General features: G+C 60.8%; 13 protein-coding genes and 2 tRNA genes. 3 read left to right on the top strand and 12 right to left on the bottom strand.

Annotated features, from left to right (window positions below):
- The first annotated feature begins 38 nt into the window (after positions 1-38).
- Positions 39-1,265 carry an acetate/propionate family kinase gene (locus tag H3T89_RS01690; protein ID WP_198216040.1) on the top strand — a complete coding sequence of 409 codons (1,227 nt, stop codon included), beginning with the start codon at positions 39-41 and terminating at the stop codon, positions 1,263-1,265.
- A 147-nt stretch (positions 1,266-1,412) separates the two neighbouring features.
- On the opposite strand, the gene hisN is transcribed toward H3T89_RS01690, so the two are convergent.
- A complete protein-coding gene (gene hisN, locus H3T89_RS01685; protein WP_198216039.1) occupies positions 1,413-2,213 on the bottom strand; it encodes a histidinol-phosphatase in 801 nt (266 codons plus the stop codon).
- Positions 2,214-2,245: 32 nt separating this feature from the next.
- Positions 2,246-3,604 carry a 3-phosphoshikimate 1-carboxyvinyltransferase gene (aroA, locus tag H3T89_RS01680; RefSeq protein ID WP_198216038.1) on the bottom strand — a complete coding sequence of 453 codons (1,359 nt, stop codon included), beginning with the start codon at positions 3,602-3,604 and terminating at the stop codon, positions 2,246-2,248.
- 116 nt (positions 3,605-3,720) lie between these two features.
- Here aroA and H3T89_RS01675 point away from each other — a divergent pair.
- Positions 3,721-3,794 (top strand) — tRNA-Pro (locus tag H3T89_RS01675).
- Here the strand turns inward: H3T89_RS01675 and H3T89_RS01670 are convergent.
- The 9 genes from H3T89_RS01670 to H3T89_RS01630 form a co-directional block, all read right to left on the bottom strand.
- Positions 3,786-5,072 carry an MFS transporter gene (locus tag H3T89_RS01670; RefSeq protein WP_198216037.1) on the bottom strand — a complete coding sequence of 429 codons (1,287 nt, stop codon included), beginning with the start codon at positions 5,070-5,072 and terminating at the stop codon, positions 3,786-3,788. The genes H3T89_RS01675 and H3T89_RS01670 overlap by 9 nt on opposite strands.
- Positions 5,073-5,084: 12 nt before the next feature.
- On the bottom strand, positions 5,085-5,780 hold the full coding sequence (locus H3T89_RS01665; protein ID WP_198216036.1) for an ABC transporter permease: 696 nt from the start codon (positions 5,778-5,780) through the stop codon (positions 5,085-5,087).
- Between the two features lies 1 nt (position 5,781).
- Positions 5,782-6,513, bottom strand: a complete 732-nt coding sequence (locus H3T89_RS01660) for an ABC transporter ATP-binding protein (RefSeq protein ID WP_198216035.1) — start codon at positions 6,511-6,513, stop codon at positions 5,782-5,784.
- A gap of 117 nt (positions 6,514-6,630) precedes the next feature.
- Complete coding sequence (locus H3T89_RS01655) at positions 6,631-7,344, bottom strand: TetR/AcrR family transcriptional regulator (RefSeq protein ID WP_015021949.1); 714 nt, start codon at positions 7,342-7,344, stop codon at positions 6,631-6,633.
- Between the two features lie 126 nt (positions 7,345-7,470).
- Entirely contained in the window at positions 7,471-8,154 is a 684-nt protein-coding gene (locus H3T89_RS01650; protein WP_015021950.1) for an NUDIX hydrolase, read from the bottom strand.
- Positions 8,155-8,189: 35 nt separating this feature from the next.
- On the bottom strand, positions 8,190-9,107 hold the full coding sequence (locus H3T89_RS01645; protein ID WP_015021951.1) for a Nif3-like dinuclear metal center hexameric protein: 918 nt from the start codon (positions 9,105-9,107) through the stop codon (positions 8,190-8,192).
- A gap of 48 nt (positions 9,108-9,155) precedes the next feature.
- A complete protein-coding gene (gene polA, locus H3T89_RS01640) occupies positions 9,156-12,050 on the bottom strand; it encodes a DNA polymerase I (RefSeq protein ID WP_198216034.1) in 2,895 nt (964 codons plus the stop codon).
- A gap of 8 nt (positions 12,051-12,058) precedes the next feature.
- Positions 12,059-12,706, bottom strand: coding sequence for an ANTAR domain-containing response regulator (locus H3T89_RS01635; RefSeq protein WP_015021953.1), 648 nt, complete (start codon positions 12,704-12,706; stop codon positions 12,059-12,061).
- Positions 12,707-12,755: 49 nt separating this feature from the next.
- Positions 12,756-12,829 (bottom strand) — tRNA-Leu (locus tag H3T89_RS01630).
- A 121-nt stretch (positions 12,830-12,950) separates the two neighbouring features.
- Between H3T89_RS01630 and H3T89_RS01625 the strand changes: the two genes are divergently transcribed.
- On the top strand, positions 12,951-13,544 hold the full coding sequence (locus H3T89_RS01625; RefSeq protein ID WP_198216186.1) for an NUDIX domain-containing protein: 594 nt from the start codon (positions 12,951-12,953) through the stop codon (positions 13,542-13,544).
- Between the two features lie 209 nt (positions 13,545-13,753).
- On the opposite strand, the gene pyk is transcribed toward H3T89_RS01625, so the two are convergent.
- Entirely contained in the window at positions 13,754-15,196 is a 1,443-nt protein-coding gene (gene pyk, locus H3T89_RS01620) for a pyruvate kinase (protein ID WP_198216033.1), read from the bottom strand.
- Positions 15,197-15,299 lie beyond the last annotated feature (103 nt).

Below are 15,299 nucleotides of genomic sequence, written 5' to 3'. Positions count from 1 at the left end.
GCGCAGGCTCTATACAAGCACATCAGGAGGATGCCCCAATGGCGAAAACCGTCCTAGTCATCAATTCGGGTTCAAGCTCGATCAAGTACCAGCTAGTCGATCTGGAGACCAGCCAGAGCCTGGCCTCGGGTCTGGTCGAGAAGATCGGCGAGCCCACCGACGGCCATTACAAGCACGAGGTCAACGGCGAAAAGCACGAGCTTGAGGAGCCCATCCACGATCATGAGGTCGGGCTCAAGCGTGTCCTGGGCTTCTTCAAGGAGTGTGGACCTGATCTGGACAAGGCCGGCATCATCGCCGTCGGCCACCGAGTCGTCCAGGGTGGAGCCATCTTCCCCAAGCCTGCACTCCTGACGCAGAAGACTCTGAGCCAGGTCAAGGATCTGGCTGTGCTGGCCCCCCTTCACAACGGACCCGAGGCTGAGGGCGCCGAGGTCATGAGCCGACTGATGCCTCAGACCCCGCAGGTCTTCGTCTTTGATTCCTCCTTCTTCTTCGAACTGCCCAAGAAGGCCTCCACCTACGCCCTCAACAAGGACATCGCCAAGCAGTACCACATCCGTCGCTACGGTGCCCATGGCACCAGCCATCAGTATGTGGGCCAGCTTGTTCCCGGTCTGCTGGGCAAGCCCGCAGAAGGCCTGCGGCAGATTGTCCTGCACATCGGCAACGGGGCTTCCGCTTCAGCACAGGTCTCCGGGCATCCTGTCGAGACCTCCATGGGCCTGACCCCTCTGGAGGGTCTGGTCATGGGCGGCCGCACCGGAGACATCGATCCGGCCGTTGTCTTCCACCTGATTCGCAACGCCCACATGAGCGTGGATGAGCTTGACACCCTCTTCAACAAGCGTTCCGGCATGACCGGCCTGACCGGCCATGGCGACATGCGCGAGGTCCATAAGCTGATCGCCGAGGGCGACGAGGACGCCAAGCTGGCCTTGGACATCTACATCCACCGCATCGTCGGCTACATAGGCAACTACACAGCCCAGATGGGCGGTCTGGATGCCATCACCTTCACGGCAGGCGTGGGCGAGAACGACGAGATCGTGCGTCGCCGGGTGATCGAGCAGCTGGAGCCCTTCGGCGTGAAGCTGGACCAGGAGAAGAACGACCAGCGCTCTAAGGAGGCCCGGATCATCTCCACCCCCGACAGCACGGTCGCCGTCTGCGTCATCCCCACCAACGAGGAGCTCTCCATCGCCCGCCAGGCAGAGGTCGTCGCCAGCCAGGGCGACGCCTATGGCAACAAGTTCCAGGCCTGACCGCTGACTTTACCTATCCTCAAAAATTTGAATAATGATTGCAGGATGGATGATTGTGATTGGGATCTGGTTCTAAGAACTTGCTCTCGAAACGAAGAAGGTCGGTGACCACAGCAATGCATGTGGTCACCGACCTTCTTGTATATGTCAATCCCCCAGGGCCGCCAAGGCCTCCTTGTGCAGAAGACCGTTGCTGGCCAGACCATTGCCTCCCCAGGGACCCGGGTTGCCTGCCAGGTCGGTGAAGCTGCCACCGGCCTCGGTCACGATGGGGACCAGCGCGCCCATATCATAGAGGTCAAGCTCCGGCTCGGCCGCCAGGTCGATGGCTCCCTGGGCCAGGAGCATGTACTGCCAGAAGTCGCCGAAACCACGTAGGCGCCAGATCCGGTCGGTCAGGTCGAGAAGCCGCTCCCGACGCCCTATGGCCTTCCACCCGGTCAGTGACGATATGGACATGGAGGCATCTTCCATCCGATCCACTCCTGATACGTGAATGGCCTTGGGGGCTTCGCCCTGACGCGCCATGTAGGCTCCCTGACCCCGCGCAGCGTACCAGCGAGTACCGAGCAGGGGGGCCGATACCACGCCGACCACCATCTGATGGTTCGCCTCCAAGCCAATCAGAGTCGCCCATACCGGGACCCCGCGCACATAGTTCTTGGTCCCATCAATCGGATCGATGATCCACCGTCTGCCGTTGGACTCCTGTTTTCCCAGCTCCTCCGCGTAGATGGTATCATCCGGCCTGGCCTGGGCAAGTACGCGACGAATCACCGCCTCCGCCTCTTTGTCGGCCTGGGTGACCGGGGTATTGTCCGCCTTGCGTTCCACCTTAAGATCCGGTGACTTGAAGTAGCCTACGGTGACCTGATCCGCCTGGTCGGCCATGGCGATGGCCAGATCCAGATCCTCCTGCCAAGTCCGCCTTTCGGCCTCGATGTTCATAACGCGGCTCCTTTCGCTCGAATCGGTATGGCTCAGTCTTGTCCCTCGCCAGCCAGCATCCGCTTCCACATACCCGGGAAGTCTGGCAAGGTCTTGGCCGTGGTACCGATGTTGCGCACCCGGATGCCAGGTATCTTGAGCCCAATCATGGCGGCAAAGGTGGCCATGCGATGGTCCGCATAGGTCTCCATGACGGCCCCGTGCATACGCTGAGTCGGCACTGGCTCGATGGCCAGGCCATCATCAAGTTCACTGGCCTGGCCGCCTATTCTGGCGATTTCGGTAGCCAGTGCCTTCAGCCGGTTGGTCTCATGACCACGCAGGTGGCCGATGCCGTGCAGGCGGCTGGGGCAGTCGGCAAAGACCAGGATGGCCGCAATAGAGGGCACGATCTCCCCTGCCGGGGACAGATCGAAGTCGCCGAGTCCATGGATGGCTTCCCCGCCGGTCACCCTGCAGGTGGCGCTGCCCTGCCCGTCTGGAACCATGTCTACCTTCGCGCCCATGGTCTCCAAATACTTGGGCAGCAAGCCGCCTGGCTGTGTGGTCCGCTCCGGCCACATGGGCACGCTGACTTGCCCGCCTCCTATCAGGGCCGCTCCCAGGAAAGGGGCTGCATTCGACAGGTCGGGCTCCACCTGGACCTGATCAGGCAGCTGCGTCCCAGCAGGCCCTCTACCTTCAACGCTCCACCTGCAACAATCGGGATTGGCCTGGACCTGGACTCCGGCCTGACGCAGATCCTCAACGGTCATGGCGATGTGTGGGAGGCTGGGAAGATGCTGGCCGGAGTGGACGATGGTCGTCGGGCCATCAGCCCTGGCCGCCAGCAGCAGGAGCCCGGAAATGAACTGCGAGGATGCCGAGGAGTCTATGGTCACCTCTCCGCCAACCAGGTGAGCCGGCGGCGTGAGCACAAAGGGCAGGAAGCCCTCCTGGCCCAGGTATTCGATCCTGGCTCCCAGCTGTGTCAGCCCGTCCAGCAGGGGCCTCATGGGACGTCGATAGGCTTGTTTGTCTCCGTCGAAGCGTGTGGGGGCATCGGCCAGCATGGCCAGGCCCGGCACGAAGCGCATGACGGTTCCAGCCAGTCCGCAGTCCACCCGGGCGCCACCGCGGAAACGGCCGCCTGCCGGTGGAATGACCGTTACATTCGTAGGGTCGTCCAAATCAACCCGACAGTCCACGCCGAGAGCCTCCAGGGCCGCAATCATCAGGTCCGTATCACGCGATCTGAGCAGACCAGTCAGCCTGACGGGTCGACTTCCCAAGGCCGCCAGAATCAGATACCTGTTCGAGAGGGACTTGCTCCCCGGTATGGTCACCGTTGCATCCAAGGGGCCACCAGCCTGCGGTGCCTCCCACGTCTCTTCCGCTGTCATGGTAACCATGGTAACCGCAGGCGCAGAGCTGTTCCCACTCCCTGTTCACCCGCCAAGGGTCCAGCGGGGACCTGGCCCTGTGCTATATTGATACATTGTGCTCATACGTTGATGCTTATGAGCGCCGGGCTATAGCGCAGCTTGGTAGCGCGCCTGCTTTGGGTGCAGGATGTCGCCGGTTCAAATCCGGCTAGCCCGACTTTTGCCTTCGTCCCATGTCGGGAGTCGGATCCTTGGCGTTCATGCCAAGCAATCCCGTAAAGAAAATGGCCAGAGCCAACAGGCCTGTCAAGCCCGCATAAAGAGACACGGTAATGACGATGCCGACCAGATTGCCTAGGGCCAGAAAAATCATCTGACCCAGAGGCGCCCCTATCATCATGAAAGTCTGTACCACTCCCATGGTTGCAGCCAGGTGGTCCTCGCCCACAGTACTGATAAGCATGGTCATGAACCGAGGATTAATCTTGCCCAGAAGATAGTTCATGACCAGGAGCGGGAGGAAGAGCAGGGCAGGAATGTGCAGCCATACCAGGTTGACCCCTACCATGGCGGCTGCGGCCATGACTCCGGTCAGCAGGTGGGCCATGGGCAGCCGCCGGAGCGAATCTGAGGCAAGGAGTGCACCGAGGATGAGTCCCAGGGAGGAGATGCCGTTGACGGCGGCTATGGTCGTTCCGTAGCTTCCCCACCAGACTTCGGGCATGGAAATCAGCCCCAGGTTGAGCAGGGGCTGCAGGGCCGTCCCCAGAAGGTTGACCAGACAGCCGAAGCCCACCATCAGGATCAGGAAGGTGGAGCTGCGGAACTCCCCCAAGGTCACACGGAGGCTGTAGGACAGGCCCACATGCTTGCCCACAGGTGAACCCTTGTCTGAGACCTCCACCCTGGCGAATTCCCTATAGCCTATGGCTATCAAAAGCCCCGCCAGCAGGAAGGTGGCTGCGTTGATCAACGCAAATACAGTGAATTTGTTGCCCAGGATGGCAATCAACACTGCACCTCCGCCTGCACTGATGACAGCCGCGACATTGGATGCAGCGGAAGTGATCGAGGTCGCCTGGTGGAGCTGGCCTGGCTGGACCAGGTGTTTGAGGACCGGCATCCACAGACTGCTCGCATATCCCTCCAGCATGGAAGATGCCATGTCCATGGCTACCAGCAGCAGAAAGACGAGTAGGCTCTTGGACCTGCCGATCGCCATGGCAATGACCAGATAGACGCAAACCTGAACCAGTTTGATTACCAGTTGCATCCGTGTTTTGCGCACGGTCCTGTCGGCCAGGTATCCGGTCGGGATGGCCGTCAGGGCTGGAGCCACCCAGGCCATTGAGGCTACGGAGACGGCCAGTCCGGCAAAGGGCATGGTCTGGGCATAGACGATGAAGACGATGTTGAAGAGTTCACCTCCGACCGTATTAAACAGACTGGCCAGAACCATGGTCACGAAAGGCTTGTTCTTCAGAAGCTCCTGCATGTCAGCGGCCGATCAGGGCAGTTCGATCTTTATGAGGGTCCGGTGAAGCAGCCACCAGGCCGGCAGGGAGGCCAGGAAGATGATCAGAAGCACCAGCGCAGACAGCAGCGGGGAGAGGGAGAGCAGGTTGCCCACCACAGCGTCCAGCAGGAGCAGGACCCCGAACATGATGGGCAGGGAGCGCTTCCAGAAGCCCAGGGAAAGGGCGATGCTGACCAGTCCGACCAGTCCTGCGAGACTGGTGGCCAGCATGAGGAGAACCTGTCCGAGCAGACCGCCTGGCGAACCCGTCCCGAGCGAGCCAACAAGGTGGTCGACCAGCAGAATGACAGTGAGGGTGATGACCGCCCCCGCAGAGTAGGACAGGGCCATGAAGAGGCCTACGAATACCAGCTTGGCCAACAGTATTCGGCTCCGTGATACAGGGCATGACAGGGTGAGCGCCAGGTTCCTTCCTGTGTAGGGTTCGATGAAAACCAGGTTGCAGAGGGCAGCAGCAACCAAAGAGAAACCCACCAGAAGGATGACCATGGCCATCTGCAGCACGAAGACCAGACTGGACAGCCGCCGATCAGACCGGCCGCCCGTGTGGCCAATGGCCAGGAACATGCCTCCCAAGGCCAAGGCTGCAGCCACCACTGCCAATCCTGCGAAGATGCAGGGCCATAGTCTCGTCTTTTTCAGCTCCAATTTCAACAGCGTCTTCATATCAGCCCTCCATGGCCTTGATCAGGGTCCGCTCGGCGGTCTCCTGGCTCTTACTGAGCAGTTCCGGCACGCTGGCCCGCAGGCTGACCCTGCCGTCCGCCACCACCATCACGCGGTCGGCAGTGCGCAGCACCTCGGAGAGGATGTGGCTGGAAAAGAGGACCGCACTGCCTTGGGCGGCCAAACTTCGCAGGCTGTCTCGCAGCTGTCCGATAGCTACCGGGTCCAGTCCGTTGAGCGGCTCATCCAGTAGGTAAAGGTCGGGATGATGGCCCATGCATCTGGCCAGGGCCAGCCTCTGCCTCATACCCGTGGAATACCTGCCAACGGGCGTGGCTGAATCCGCAGTCAATCCAACCTTCTCCAAAAGTTGGCTGATTCCAGTGATCTCGGCGATCCTACGCCCCCCGTCTGCCAGCGCGAGGTAGGCCAGATCAATCTCCAGGTTCTCCCTGGCATTGAGGGACTCGTAGAAGACGGGCCCGTTGATGGACACCCCCATTCTGGCGAGAATGCCAGGATAGCCTTCGCTAAGAGGTTTGCCCAGAAAGCGGACCCGACCGCCGACGGGCCTTTGCATTCCGGTCAGAATCTTCAACAGCGTGGACTTGCCAGCCCCGTTGACACCCAACAAGCCCAGAACCTCGCCCTGCCCCATGGTCAGATCCAGTCCGGACAGCACCTCCCTGCCTTCAAATACTTGGACGATACCGTCCGCCTCCAGCACCTTCATGAAACTCCTTTCTAAAATACCACTGGTATGTTTGATGGAAACAAAAACCAGGCACTCGTTGAGTGCCCGAATCTTGCCAGTAGCCAGAGCACTCCTGCCTTAAGAGATCTATCGGCTCTAAGCGACCCCTTGATCCTGATTCAGGTCAGATTCCACTTGCGTGGACTCCCCACCTGTGGCAGTCAGTGGATTGCTCTTCAGATGTGCATGCAAGTGCACAGCTGCGCGAATGACCCGATCATCGATGACCGGAGCCCCTATTCCCTTGAGCATATCGGCCAACAGGGTGAACTTGGAGACCACCTGGTCCCGGGTCATGGTAGAGAATCGGATCCCTATCCACATGTTGAGCAGGATGTATAGCACCTGGGCCAGATCCTCGGGATTGCAGGGGGCGATGGAACCGTCTTCCACACCTTCCCGGACGTAGGGGGTGATCACATCCACAATCCTGTCCATGGATTTCAGGTACATCTCCCCCACCATGCGGGGGCTCTTCAACAGGGTTCTGGCTGAAAAGGTCACATCGAGACGCGAGTAAGCCGACAGGGAGGCGATCAGCTCGTTGCGCAGTTTTTCCAGACCAGTTTTTCCGGGCCATTGCCCCAGCCAGTCCCCCTGGGATGAGGAGGAAGCCATGCGCTCTGTAACCGCACGGAAAATGGCCGTCTTGGAAGGAAAATGGTAGTAGACCGCCCCCTTCGTCATACCGCCCAGACCATCGACGATGTCCTGGATGCTGGTCCCGTCATATCCCTTTTCCAGGAAGAGCCGCTGGGCCACATCAAGGATCTGATTGCGATGTCCTTCGGGATCCTTCGGCGTGCCCATGCGGTGCTCCCCTTTCTGTCGGCGCATCAAAGCTTGACCATCCTGGCCCGACCATCCTGTCCGACAAAAAGCTATCATACCACTGGTATGTTCTGCTTGACCAATCATGAACTTTATGTCTCGACATCAATCCTTCTGCAGACGATGGATGGCCTCGTGCTGAATGGCAACCACCGCCTTGGCATCGGCGACTCCTGCTGCGCAGAGCTCCTGCCAGGAGACCCAGGCCGACTGGATGTGCTCGCCCGGGTCGAAGTCGGTTGGCCCCTGATGCCAGCGACGCAAATGCAGGACCACGATGTGTCCGAGTTCGTTGCTCATGCCCAGGGAGGAGTAGACATCGGGAGCGGCATCAATCCAGCCGTTCTCCGGATCCAGATGGCTTTCCGAGCCCGGAGCACCCTCAGGCCCGGGTACCAAACCGGTCTCCTCACGCAGCTCGCGCAGGACGGCCTTGACGGGGCTCTCGCCCGGGTCGATGAAGCCGGCTGGCAGGCCGAATACATAGGCCTGGGCGCCCACCCGGTACTCACGGGTCAGCAGATAGGCATCGGCAGTGCAGTCGTGCACCAGCATGACCACGCAGGGGGCGTGACGGATGAGCTGTCTGTCGATGATCTCCTTAGAACCGTCACGCCGGAACATGGCCACCTGCTGTTGGTCGATAACGAATATCGGACCGCGGAAGACCTCCCTATCATCCACCAGCTCGGGTACACGGGTCATATCGATGCCCTTGGCCCCCTGGGCATCCCGGTCGGCCAGTCTGTCGGCCAATCGTGCCTGCAGATCCTGTGCTTCATCGCTCATGCAATCATTCCTCCTCGATCATCAACCCCCAGCCGTCAGCGCACCACCATGGTCCAAGGGTCTGTGACGATTGATGAGACCTCCACCTGTGGACGAACACCAGTAGCCATCTCCAGGGCCCTGGCAATGTCTCCCTTGGCGTATCGGAACCAGAGACTTTCGATGGCCGAGTGCGGGGTGTTGATCAGCATGGGTCTGGGCTGATTGGGACGACCCGCCATCCGGGCCTCATAAAGGGCCTGCTGGTAGGCATCCGTGGCAGGATGATGGCGCAAATCGCTGGTGATGTAGACATCTGCCCCCGTGGACCGAACCAGGTCGAACTCGGAGTCCCCCGAGCCGGGCAGCAGGGCGACCGTGGAAACCATGGCCTCGGGCACACCGACCGCCTGAACCCCCAGAGCCGTCTTGGGCAGGAGGCCCACCACTGTATGGACCAAATCCTCAAATGGAATGGGCTCCGAAAGCCGTCCCCAACGACCCAGGCCTACCTGAATCCCCTGATCGGCGTGCAGGTCGCGCTCAGAGACCGGCCGTGGGGCAAGCGGTCTGGACTCCTGCAGATCCAGGGCATCGGCAGCAGCCTGGGCCACGCCACGGTATGCGGCATCAGCGTTGGTGTGCCCCACCCAGAGCCCGCAGTGGCCCTCAATCAGCCTGGTCACTATATCCCCTCGGAAGTCCAGGCCGGAGACCTGGTGGACTGACCTGAAGAAGAGCGGATGATGGGTGATCAGCAGGTCGGCCTGGTGGTCCAGAGCCTCCTGGACCACATCGGGCCGAGGGTCCACGGCGCACCAGATCCGTCTGACCGGCCAGGACGGATCCCCAGCCACCAGACCCGGATGATCCCAGTCCTCCGCGTAGTCCAGAGGGTAGAGCCCCTCCAGCAGATCCACCACCTGGCCCAGGGGCACCGAAGGCCTCTGAACCTCATCCTGTCGGTCAGACATGACGATCCCTCCTCGGATCCTGCTGGTCCCAGGCCACTCCATGTCAGGTCAGTGAGCAGCCAGCTCCCAGTCCTGGCCGATGCCGGTGGACACGTCCAGGGGCACGGCCAATTCTACGGCATGTTCCATGGAATCCTTGACCAGCTTGGTGGCCTTGTCGGTCTCTCCGGGAGCTATTTCCACCAGCAGTTCATCGTGGATCTGCAGGGAGATGCGGCTCTTCAGCCCCTGGTCGGACAAGGCACGGCTGGCCTTGATCATGGCGATCTTCATGATGTCCGCAGCCGATCCCTGGATGGGCGCGTTGAGGGCGGCCCTCTCGGCGGCCTCGCGGGTGGGACGACGCTTGGAGCGCAGCCCAGGGAAGTAGCGCCTCCGGCCGAACATGGTCTCGGTGTAGCCCTTCTCCCGGGCATCGGCCACCAGGGACTCCAAGTACTCATGGACCTTGCCGAAGGTGGCAAAGTACTTGGCACGCAGTACATCAGCCGCAGCCGGGCTGATCTTAAGCTGCTGGGCCAGACCGTAGGTGCTCAGCCCATAGGCCAGCCCGTAGCTCATGGCCTTCACGTGGGAGCGTTGGTCTCCGGTGACCTCCTCCATGGGGATGTCATAAACCAGGCTGGCCACGTACCGATGGAAGTCGGCACCCGACTTGAAGGCATCGATCAGGGCCTGGTCCCCGGAAAGGTGGGCCATGATTCTCAGCTCCACCTGGGAGTAGTCCGAGGAGAGCAACGCCTCATACCCGTTGCCAGGCACGAAGGCCGAACGGATCTCGCGGCCCCGGGCATCCCTGTTGGGGATGTTCTGCAGGTTGGGATCGACCGAGCTCAATCGACCTGTGGCGGCAACAGTCTGTTCATATGTGGTGTGCAACCTGCCATCCCGGGGATTGACCGCCTCGCGCAGGGTCTGCACGATCTGCTTGAGCTTGTTGGTCTCCCGGTGCTTGAGCAGCGCGCCCAGGAAGTCGTTGGCCCGCTCGTTGTTGACCGACTTTATATACAAGTCCTGCAGGACCGAGACGTTGGTCGAGTAGGAACCTGTCTTGGTCCTGTGGGTGGGCACCAGGCCCATATCGTCGAAGAGCACCTTGCTCAGCTGCTTGGGACTCTGCAGGTTGACACGGCTGCCGGCCTTATCCCAGGCTATTTCCTGGGCCTGGCGGGCCTCTGCGGCAAACCGGTCGTGCATCTCCTTCAGGCGGGCATCGTCCACCTTGGCGCCCTCGGTCTCCATCTGCGCCAGGACTGCGGAGGTGGGCAGCTCTATGGTGCGCAGCAGGCCGTACTGGTGACGCTCGTCCATAAGCTCCTGCAGACGCTCGGAGACCATCATGACATACTGAGCCTGGCGGAGAATCCGAGTCCCCCGTCGGCGTTCGTCCTCATCCTCTCGACCGTCCAAGGCCAGGGCCCCCTGGGTGGCCTCAGGTTCCTCCTCTACGGGGATGGCCAGGAAATGGGCGACGGCCTGCTCCAGGTTGTCGGCGTGAAAATCAGGCTCAGCCAGATAGCCTGCCAGCTTGGTGTCGAACAGGGGCAATGGCATATGCAGACCCTGGCTCTCCAAGAGGTGCAAGTGCTCCTTGTAGCCATGGACCACGCAGGTGCCGATCCGCTGGTCAATCAGCTCCTGGATGGCCGCGCGCATATCTTTGTCAATATCTTCTGCCATGAGGACCAGACCGTGGCCATCCATGGAGAGAATGGACAGCTCCTCCAGGCCATAGTCGCCATGCTTGGCCCAGCCGATGGCGTGCAGAACCCAGTGCTCCTTCATGGCCTCGCTGCAACGCATGGCATTCTGGTCGGAGTCGCCGATGTCCTTGATTTTATCCAGGGAATCGGCCATGGCCTTGACATGGTCCGCAGAGCGTCGGCAAAGGGCCTTGCCCGGCAGATGCTTCTCGCACCAGTCCCGCAGCTGGTCAGCGGATTCGGCCTTATCGCGCTCGGGCTGGGTGAACTCCTCCTGCTTGTTGCTGACATCGACCAGGGCGGAAGCTGGAGAGTAATCGTAATCGGCGACGGTATTGAAGCCCCGCAGGATCTTCTTACGGGTCTGCGGGCCGAACTGCAGCTGCTCGAAGATGGGCAGGACCTGATCCGTATGGATGGTGCCGAAGCGCAGATCCTCCACCTTCACGCCCAGGTTCAGGTCACGCACCAGGGCGTTGACCTTACGGTTGAGCCTCACCTGGTCAGCGTTCTCCGCCAGGGCCTGGCCCTTCTTGCCGCCGATTTCGTCAGCGTGCTCCAGAATGGAATCCAGCGATCCATACTTGTTGATCCACTTGGCGGCATAACCGTCGCCCACGCCAGGCACACCGGGGATGTTGTCGGCCCCCTCGCCTCGCATGGCTGCCAGATCCGGGTACTGCTCCGGGGTCACCTTGTAGCGGTCCATGATGGCCTGGGGCGTCATGTGCTTGAGATTTTTGAAGTGGTGGCCGGGGTAGAGCACGGTGATGTCGTCGTCCACCAGCTGGAAGGCATCCCTGTCACCCGACAGGACCAGGGTCCTGAACCCGGCCTGCTCGCCCATGGTGGCCAGCGTGCCGATGATGTCGTCGCCCTCGTAACCGGGCTTTTCGATATAAGTGATGCCCAGGCCCGTAAGCAGGTCCTGGATCAGAGGCAGCTGGCTCAGCAGTTCCTTGGGAGCAGCTTCACGGGTGCCCTTGTATTGGGGCAACATTGCGTTGCGGAAGGTGCCGCCCTTGACGTCAAAGGCCACGCCCATGTGAGTTGGCTTCTCCTTAGCCATGACATCCGCCAGCATGGTGGCAAAGCCCCATACCGCGTTGGTGGGTTGCCCCGTCGAGGTAGTGAAGCTCTCGACGGGAAGGGCATAGAAGGCCCGGAAGGCCAGCGAATGTCCATCGACGACCAGCAGGGTGCGGCCGTCCTTGTCCTGCTCCTTCGTCTGGTCGTCCATAAGAATGACTAACGATCGTTCTGATTGGCCACGTTGTTGATGACCACGTCGGCCACCTCCTGCATGGTCAGCCTGCGGTCCATGGAAGTCTTCTGGATCCAGCGGAAGGCCTCAGACTCAGTCATGCCCATGCTCTCCATGAGCAGGCCCTTGGCCCTGTCCACCCGCTTCCGGGCTTCGAAACGGGCCTTCATGTCGGTGACCTCGTCCTTCAGGGCGTTGATCTGATCGAAGCGTGAAATGGCCACCTCAAGGGCCGGCAGCAGCTTTTCCGGAGCAAAGGGCTTGACCACGTAGGCCATGGCCCCTGCATCAGCCGCCTTCTCGACCAGACTCTGCTGAGAAAACGCCGTCAGCATAACCACCGGGGCCAGATTCTCCTTGCCGATCTCAGTGGCGGCGGTAATGCCGTCGGTACCGGGCATCTTCACGTCCATAACAACTACATCGGGTCTCAGCTCACGGGTCAGATCAATGGCCTCCTGGCCGCTGGCTGCCTGGCCGACCACGTCATAGCCGGCATCCTCGAGAGCTTCGACGGTATCGAGCCTGATCAAAGCCTCATCTTCCGCCACAACCACGGTCCGCCCTTCGGGGGAATCGCTGCGGTTCTTACTCTCTGAAGCCACTTTCAACCTCGTTTCCTGAAAGTCCATCCTGGGTCCACCGAAAACCGATGAGTGACGGATGGGGTTCGCTTTATCGTGCCCCCGGTGAGACTCGAACTCACACTGCACGGATTTTGAGGCCGTTTCCTCTACCAATTGGGATACGGGGGCTTTTCGTTACCACAGAGAATCTACCATACTTTAGCGACGACGCAAGGTTATTCGTGTTGAATCTGCCTTAGAATGAAGACAGTTATGTATACAGGCACATCAGCAGTCGAAGGAGAGCATGATGACCACTCAGATCTATCGACGGTTCGATCCTTGGCGTACCTCCGCCGTCCAGGAGAAGGCCCGCAAGCAGATTATGGACAGCCACTACTTCAGCGTCGACAGGGTCACCTATGAATCCAGCGACAATCAGACCTTTGACCGCAGCATCGTCAGCGAAAAGCATGGGGACACCATCGCCGTCCTGGCCATCACCGATGACGGGAGGATCCCCCTGGTCGAGCAGTACCGCCTGCCCACCCACCGCTGGACCCTTGAGCTGCCGGCCGGCCATCCGCTCAGCGACATGGAAGCCCCCATCGATGTAGCCACCAGACGTCTGCGCGAGGAGGCCGGATACAAGGCTGCCTCCTTTAACCAGTTCGCGAGGTTCATCAACACCCCCAGCTTCTCCACGCAGCACACGACGCTCTTCTATGCCGAGGGCCTGACCCCGGTCCAGCCTGCCAGCCTGGCACCAGAGACCCCCCACCAGAATGTACGGCTCTTCACCGTGGACGAGGCCTATGACATGGTGATCGCAGGGACCATATTGGATGCTAAAACAACCATCGCCATCCTGCGGGCGAAAATCGGACTGTCCGACCTGCACTGATGCTGTTCCTGCAGCAACTGCCTGCTGCCGATACGGCTTGAGCAGCGAGCCAACTGGCGCACGAACATTCGCATAGCGAACCGGTGGCATCTCCCCTACCTTGGCAGGCGGGGAGATGCCACCGGTTCTTTGCTGTGCCAGCGTCAAATGAACCTAATGGTCCATCTGCCTGGTTGACTCAGTCGACAGCCAGGCGGCAGGCCGGAGACTCAGTCGTTGGCGCCAACCGTGTGCACGTAGATGCAGTCGGTGTTTCCTGGCTCATACTCACCCTGGGCGCTGCTGAGCACAACCAGGCAGTCGCCGTCGGAGACCTTGCCCTGCTTCTTCAGAGTGGAGTCCACGAAGGCCATGAGGCCTGCACGGTTGAAGTCGTGGTAGTCCTGCTCGCACATGAACGCCTCGGTGCCCCAGCTCAGTGCCAGCCAATGATAAGTGTGCTCATCGGTGGTCAGCGCATAGATGGGGGCGGCCGGACGCTCACGGGAGACGCGGTGCACGGTGTTGCCGGTCTGCGTGAAGGCCACGATGGCCTTGGCGTTGATCTTGTCTGCCAGATCCACGGCTGCGGATGAGACAGCACCGGAGTTGGACATGTCCAGGTTGTGCATATCCGGAATACGGTCAAACCCGTGGGTGGTGGCGTACTCGGAGATCCGGGCCATGGTGGAGACCGTGGTGTCGGGGTAGTCGCCCACGGCGGTCTCGTTGGAGGTCATGGTGGCATCGGCACCGTCCAGGACGGCATTGGCACAGTCGGAGGCCTCGGCGCGGCTGGGGATGGGCGAATGAACCATGGAGCCCAGGACCTCGGTGGCGACGATGACCGGCTTGGCGTACTGCCGGGCAAGCTCGATGCAGCGCTTGGTCACCAGGGGGACCTGCTCGAAGGGCATCTCCACGGCCATGTCGCCGCGGGCGACCATGATGCCGTCGAAGGCCTTGACGATCTCCTCCAGATTCTCAACCGCCTGGGGCTTCTCGATCTTGGCCACGATGGGGATACGACGACCCTCCTCGTCCATGATCTCATGGGCGCGGTCAATGTCGGTGGCGAAGCGGACGAAGGACATGGCAATGATGTCGGCGCCGGTGCGGATGCCCCAGCGCAGGTCCTCCTCGTCCTTGGGGGTCAGTGCCGGCAGGCTCACGGCCACGCCGGGCAGATTGATGCCCTTGTGCGAAGAGACCGGACCAGCCACGACAACCTTGGTGTGAACCTGATTGCCCTCGACCTTGGTGACCTCCAGGCGTACCTTGCCGTCATCGATCAGGATGGGATCGCCGGGATGGCAGTCTCTGGGCAGACCCTTGAAGGTGGTGGAGGTCATGTGCTCGTCACCCTCGACATCGTCGGTGGTGATGGTGAACTCCTGGCCCTCCTTGAGGATGACCTTGTCTTCGCCCTGCTCGTTCTTCTTGAACCAGCCGCAACGAATCTTGGGACCCTGCAAATCGACCAGGGCCGCCACGTTGCGTCCGGTCTCCTTGCTGGCCTGACGCACGTTGTTGTAAACCTTGAGGTGATCCTCGGGGGTGCCGTGGGACCGGTTGAGCCTGGCCACATCCATGCCGGCCCTGACCAGCTTGGTGATGTTCTCCAGCGACTCCGAAGCCGGCCCGATGGTATCGACGATCTTGGCTTTGCGCATATGCTACCTGCCTGTTCTTTTTCTTACTTGCCGTTCTATTGTACAGACTCGGCCTGATGTGAACCAGTATTTTCCGTTAGCGTTAACAATCCTTGTGGTTCAA

The sequence above is a fragment of the Bifidobacterium sp. W8114 genome (genome assembly GCF_016101165.1).
Lineage (GTDB): Bacteria > Actinomycetota > Actinomycetes > Actinomycetales > Bifidobacteriaceae > Bombiscardovia > Bombiscardovia asteroides.
Note: the sequence above shows the minus strand (reverse complement) of the source record. Positions and strands in the feature narration are given on the sequence as shown.

What these genes read in the sequence shown, in the direction of transcription:
- H3T89_RS01690 (WP_198216040.1), top strand. Translation starts at nt 39, where the DNA reads ATGGCGAAAACCGTCCTAGTCATCAATTCGGGTTCAAGCTCGATCAAG.
- hisN (WP_198216039.1), bottom strand. Translation starts at nt 2,213, where the DNA reads ATGAACATCGAGGCCGAAAGGCGGACTTGGCAGGAGGATCTGGATCTG.
- aroA (WP_198216038.1), bottom strand. Translation starts at nt 3,604, where the DNA reads ATGGTTACCATGACAGCGGAAGAGACGTGGGAGGCACCGCAGGCTGGT.
- H3T89_RS01670 (WP_198216037.1), bottom strand. Translation starts at nt 5,072, where the DNA reads ATGCAGGAGCTTCTGAAGAACAAGCCTTTCGTGACCATGGTTCTGGCC.
- H3T89_RS01665 (WP_198216036.1), bottom strand. Translation starts at nt 5,780, where the DNA reads ATGAAGACGCTGTTGAAATTGGAGCTGAAAAAGACGAGACTATGGCCC.
- H3T89_RS01660 (WP_198216035.1), bottom strand. Translation starts at nt 6,513, where the DNA reads ATGAAGGTGCTGGAGGCGGACGGTATCGTCCAAGTATTTGAAGGCAGG.
- H3T89_RS01655 (WP_015021949.1), bottom strand. Translation starts at nt 7,344, where the DNA reads ATGGGCACGCCGAAGGATCCCGAAGGACATCGCAATCAGATCCTTGAT.
- H3T89_RS01650 (WP_015021950.1), bottom strand. Translation starts at nt 8,154, where the DNA reads ATGAGCGATGAAGCACAGGATCTGCAGGCACGATTGGCCGACAGACTG.
- H3T89_RS01645 (WP_015021951.1), bottom strand. Translation starts at nt 9,107, where the DNA reads ATGTCTGACCGACAGGATGAGGTTCAGAGGCCTTCGGTGCCCCTGGGC.
- polA (WP_198216034.1), bottom strand. Translation starts at nt 12,050, where the DNA reads ATGGACGACCAGACGAAGGAGCAGGACAAGGACGGCCGCACCCTGCTG.
- H3T89_RS01635 (WP_015021953.1), bottom strand. Translation starts at nt 12,706, where the DNA reads ATGGACTTTCAGGAAACGAGGTTGAAAGTGGCTTCAGAGAGTAAGAAC.
- H3T89_RS01625 (WP_198216186.1), top strand. Translation starts at nt 12,951, where the DNA reads ATGACCACTCAGATCTATCGACGGTTCGATCCTTGGCGTACCTCCGCC.
- pyk (WP_198216033.1), bottom strand. Translation starts at nt 15,196, where the DNA reads ATGCGCAAAGCCAAGATCGTCGATACCATCGGGCCGGCTTCGGAGTCG.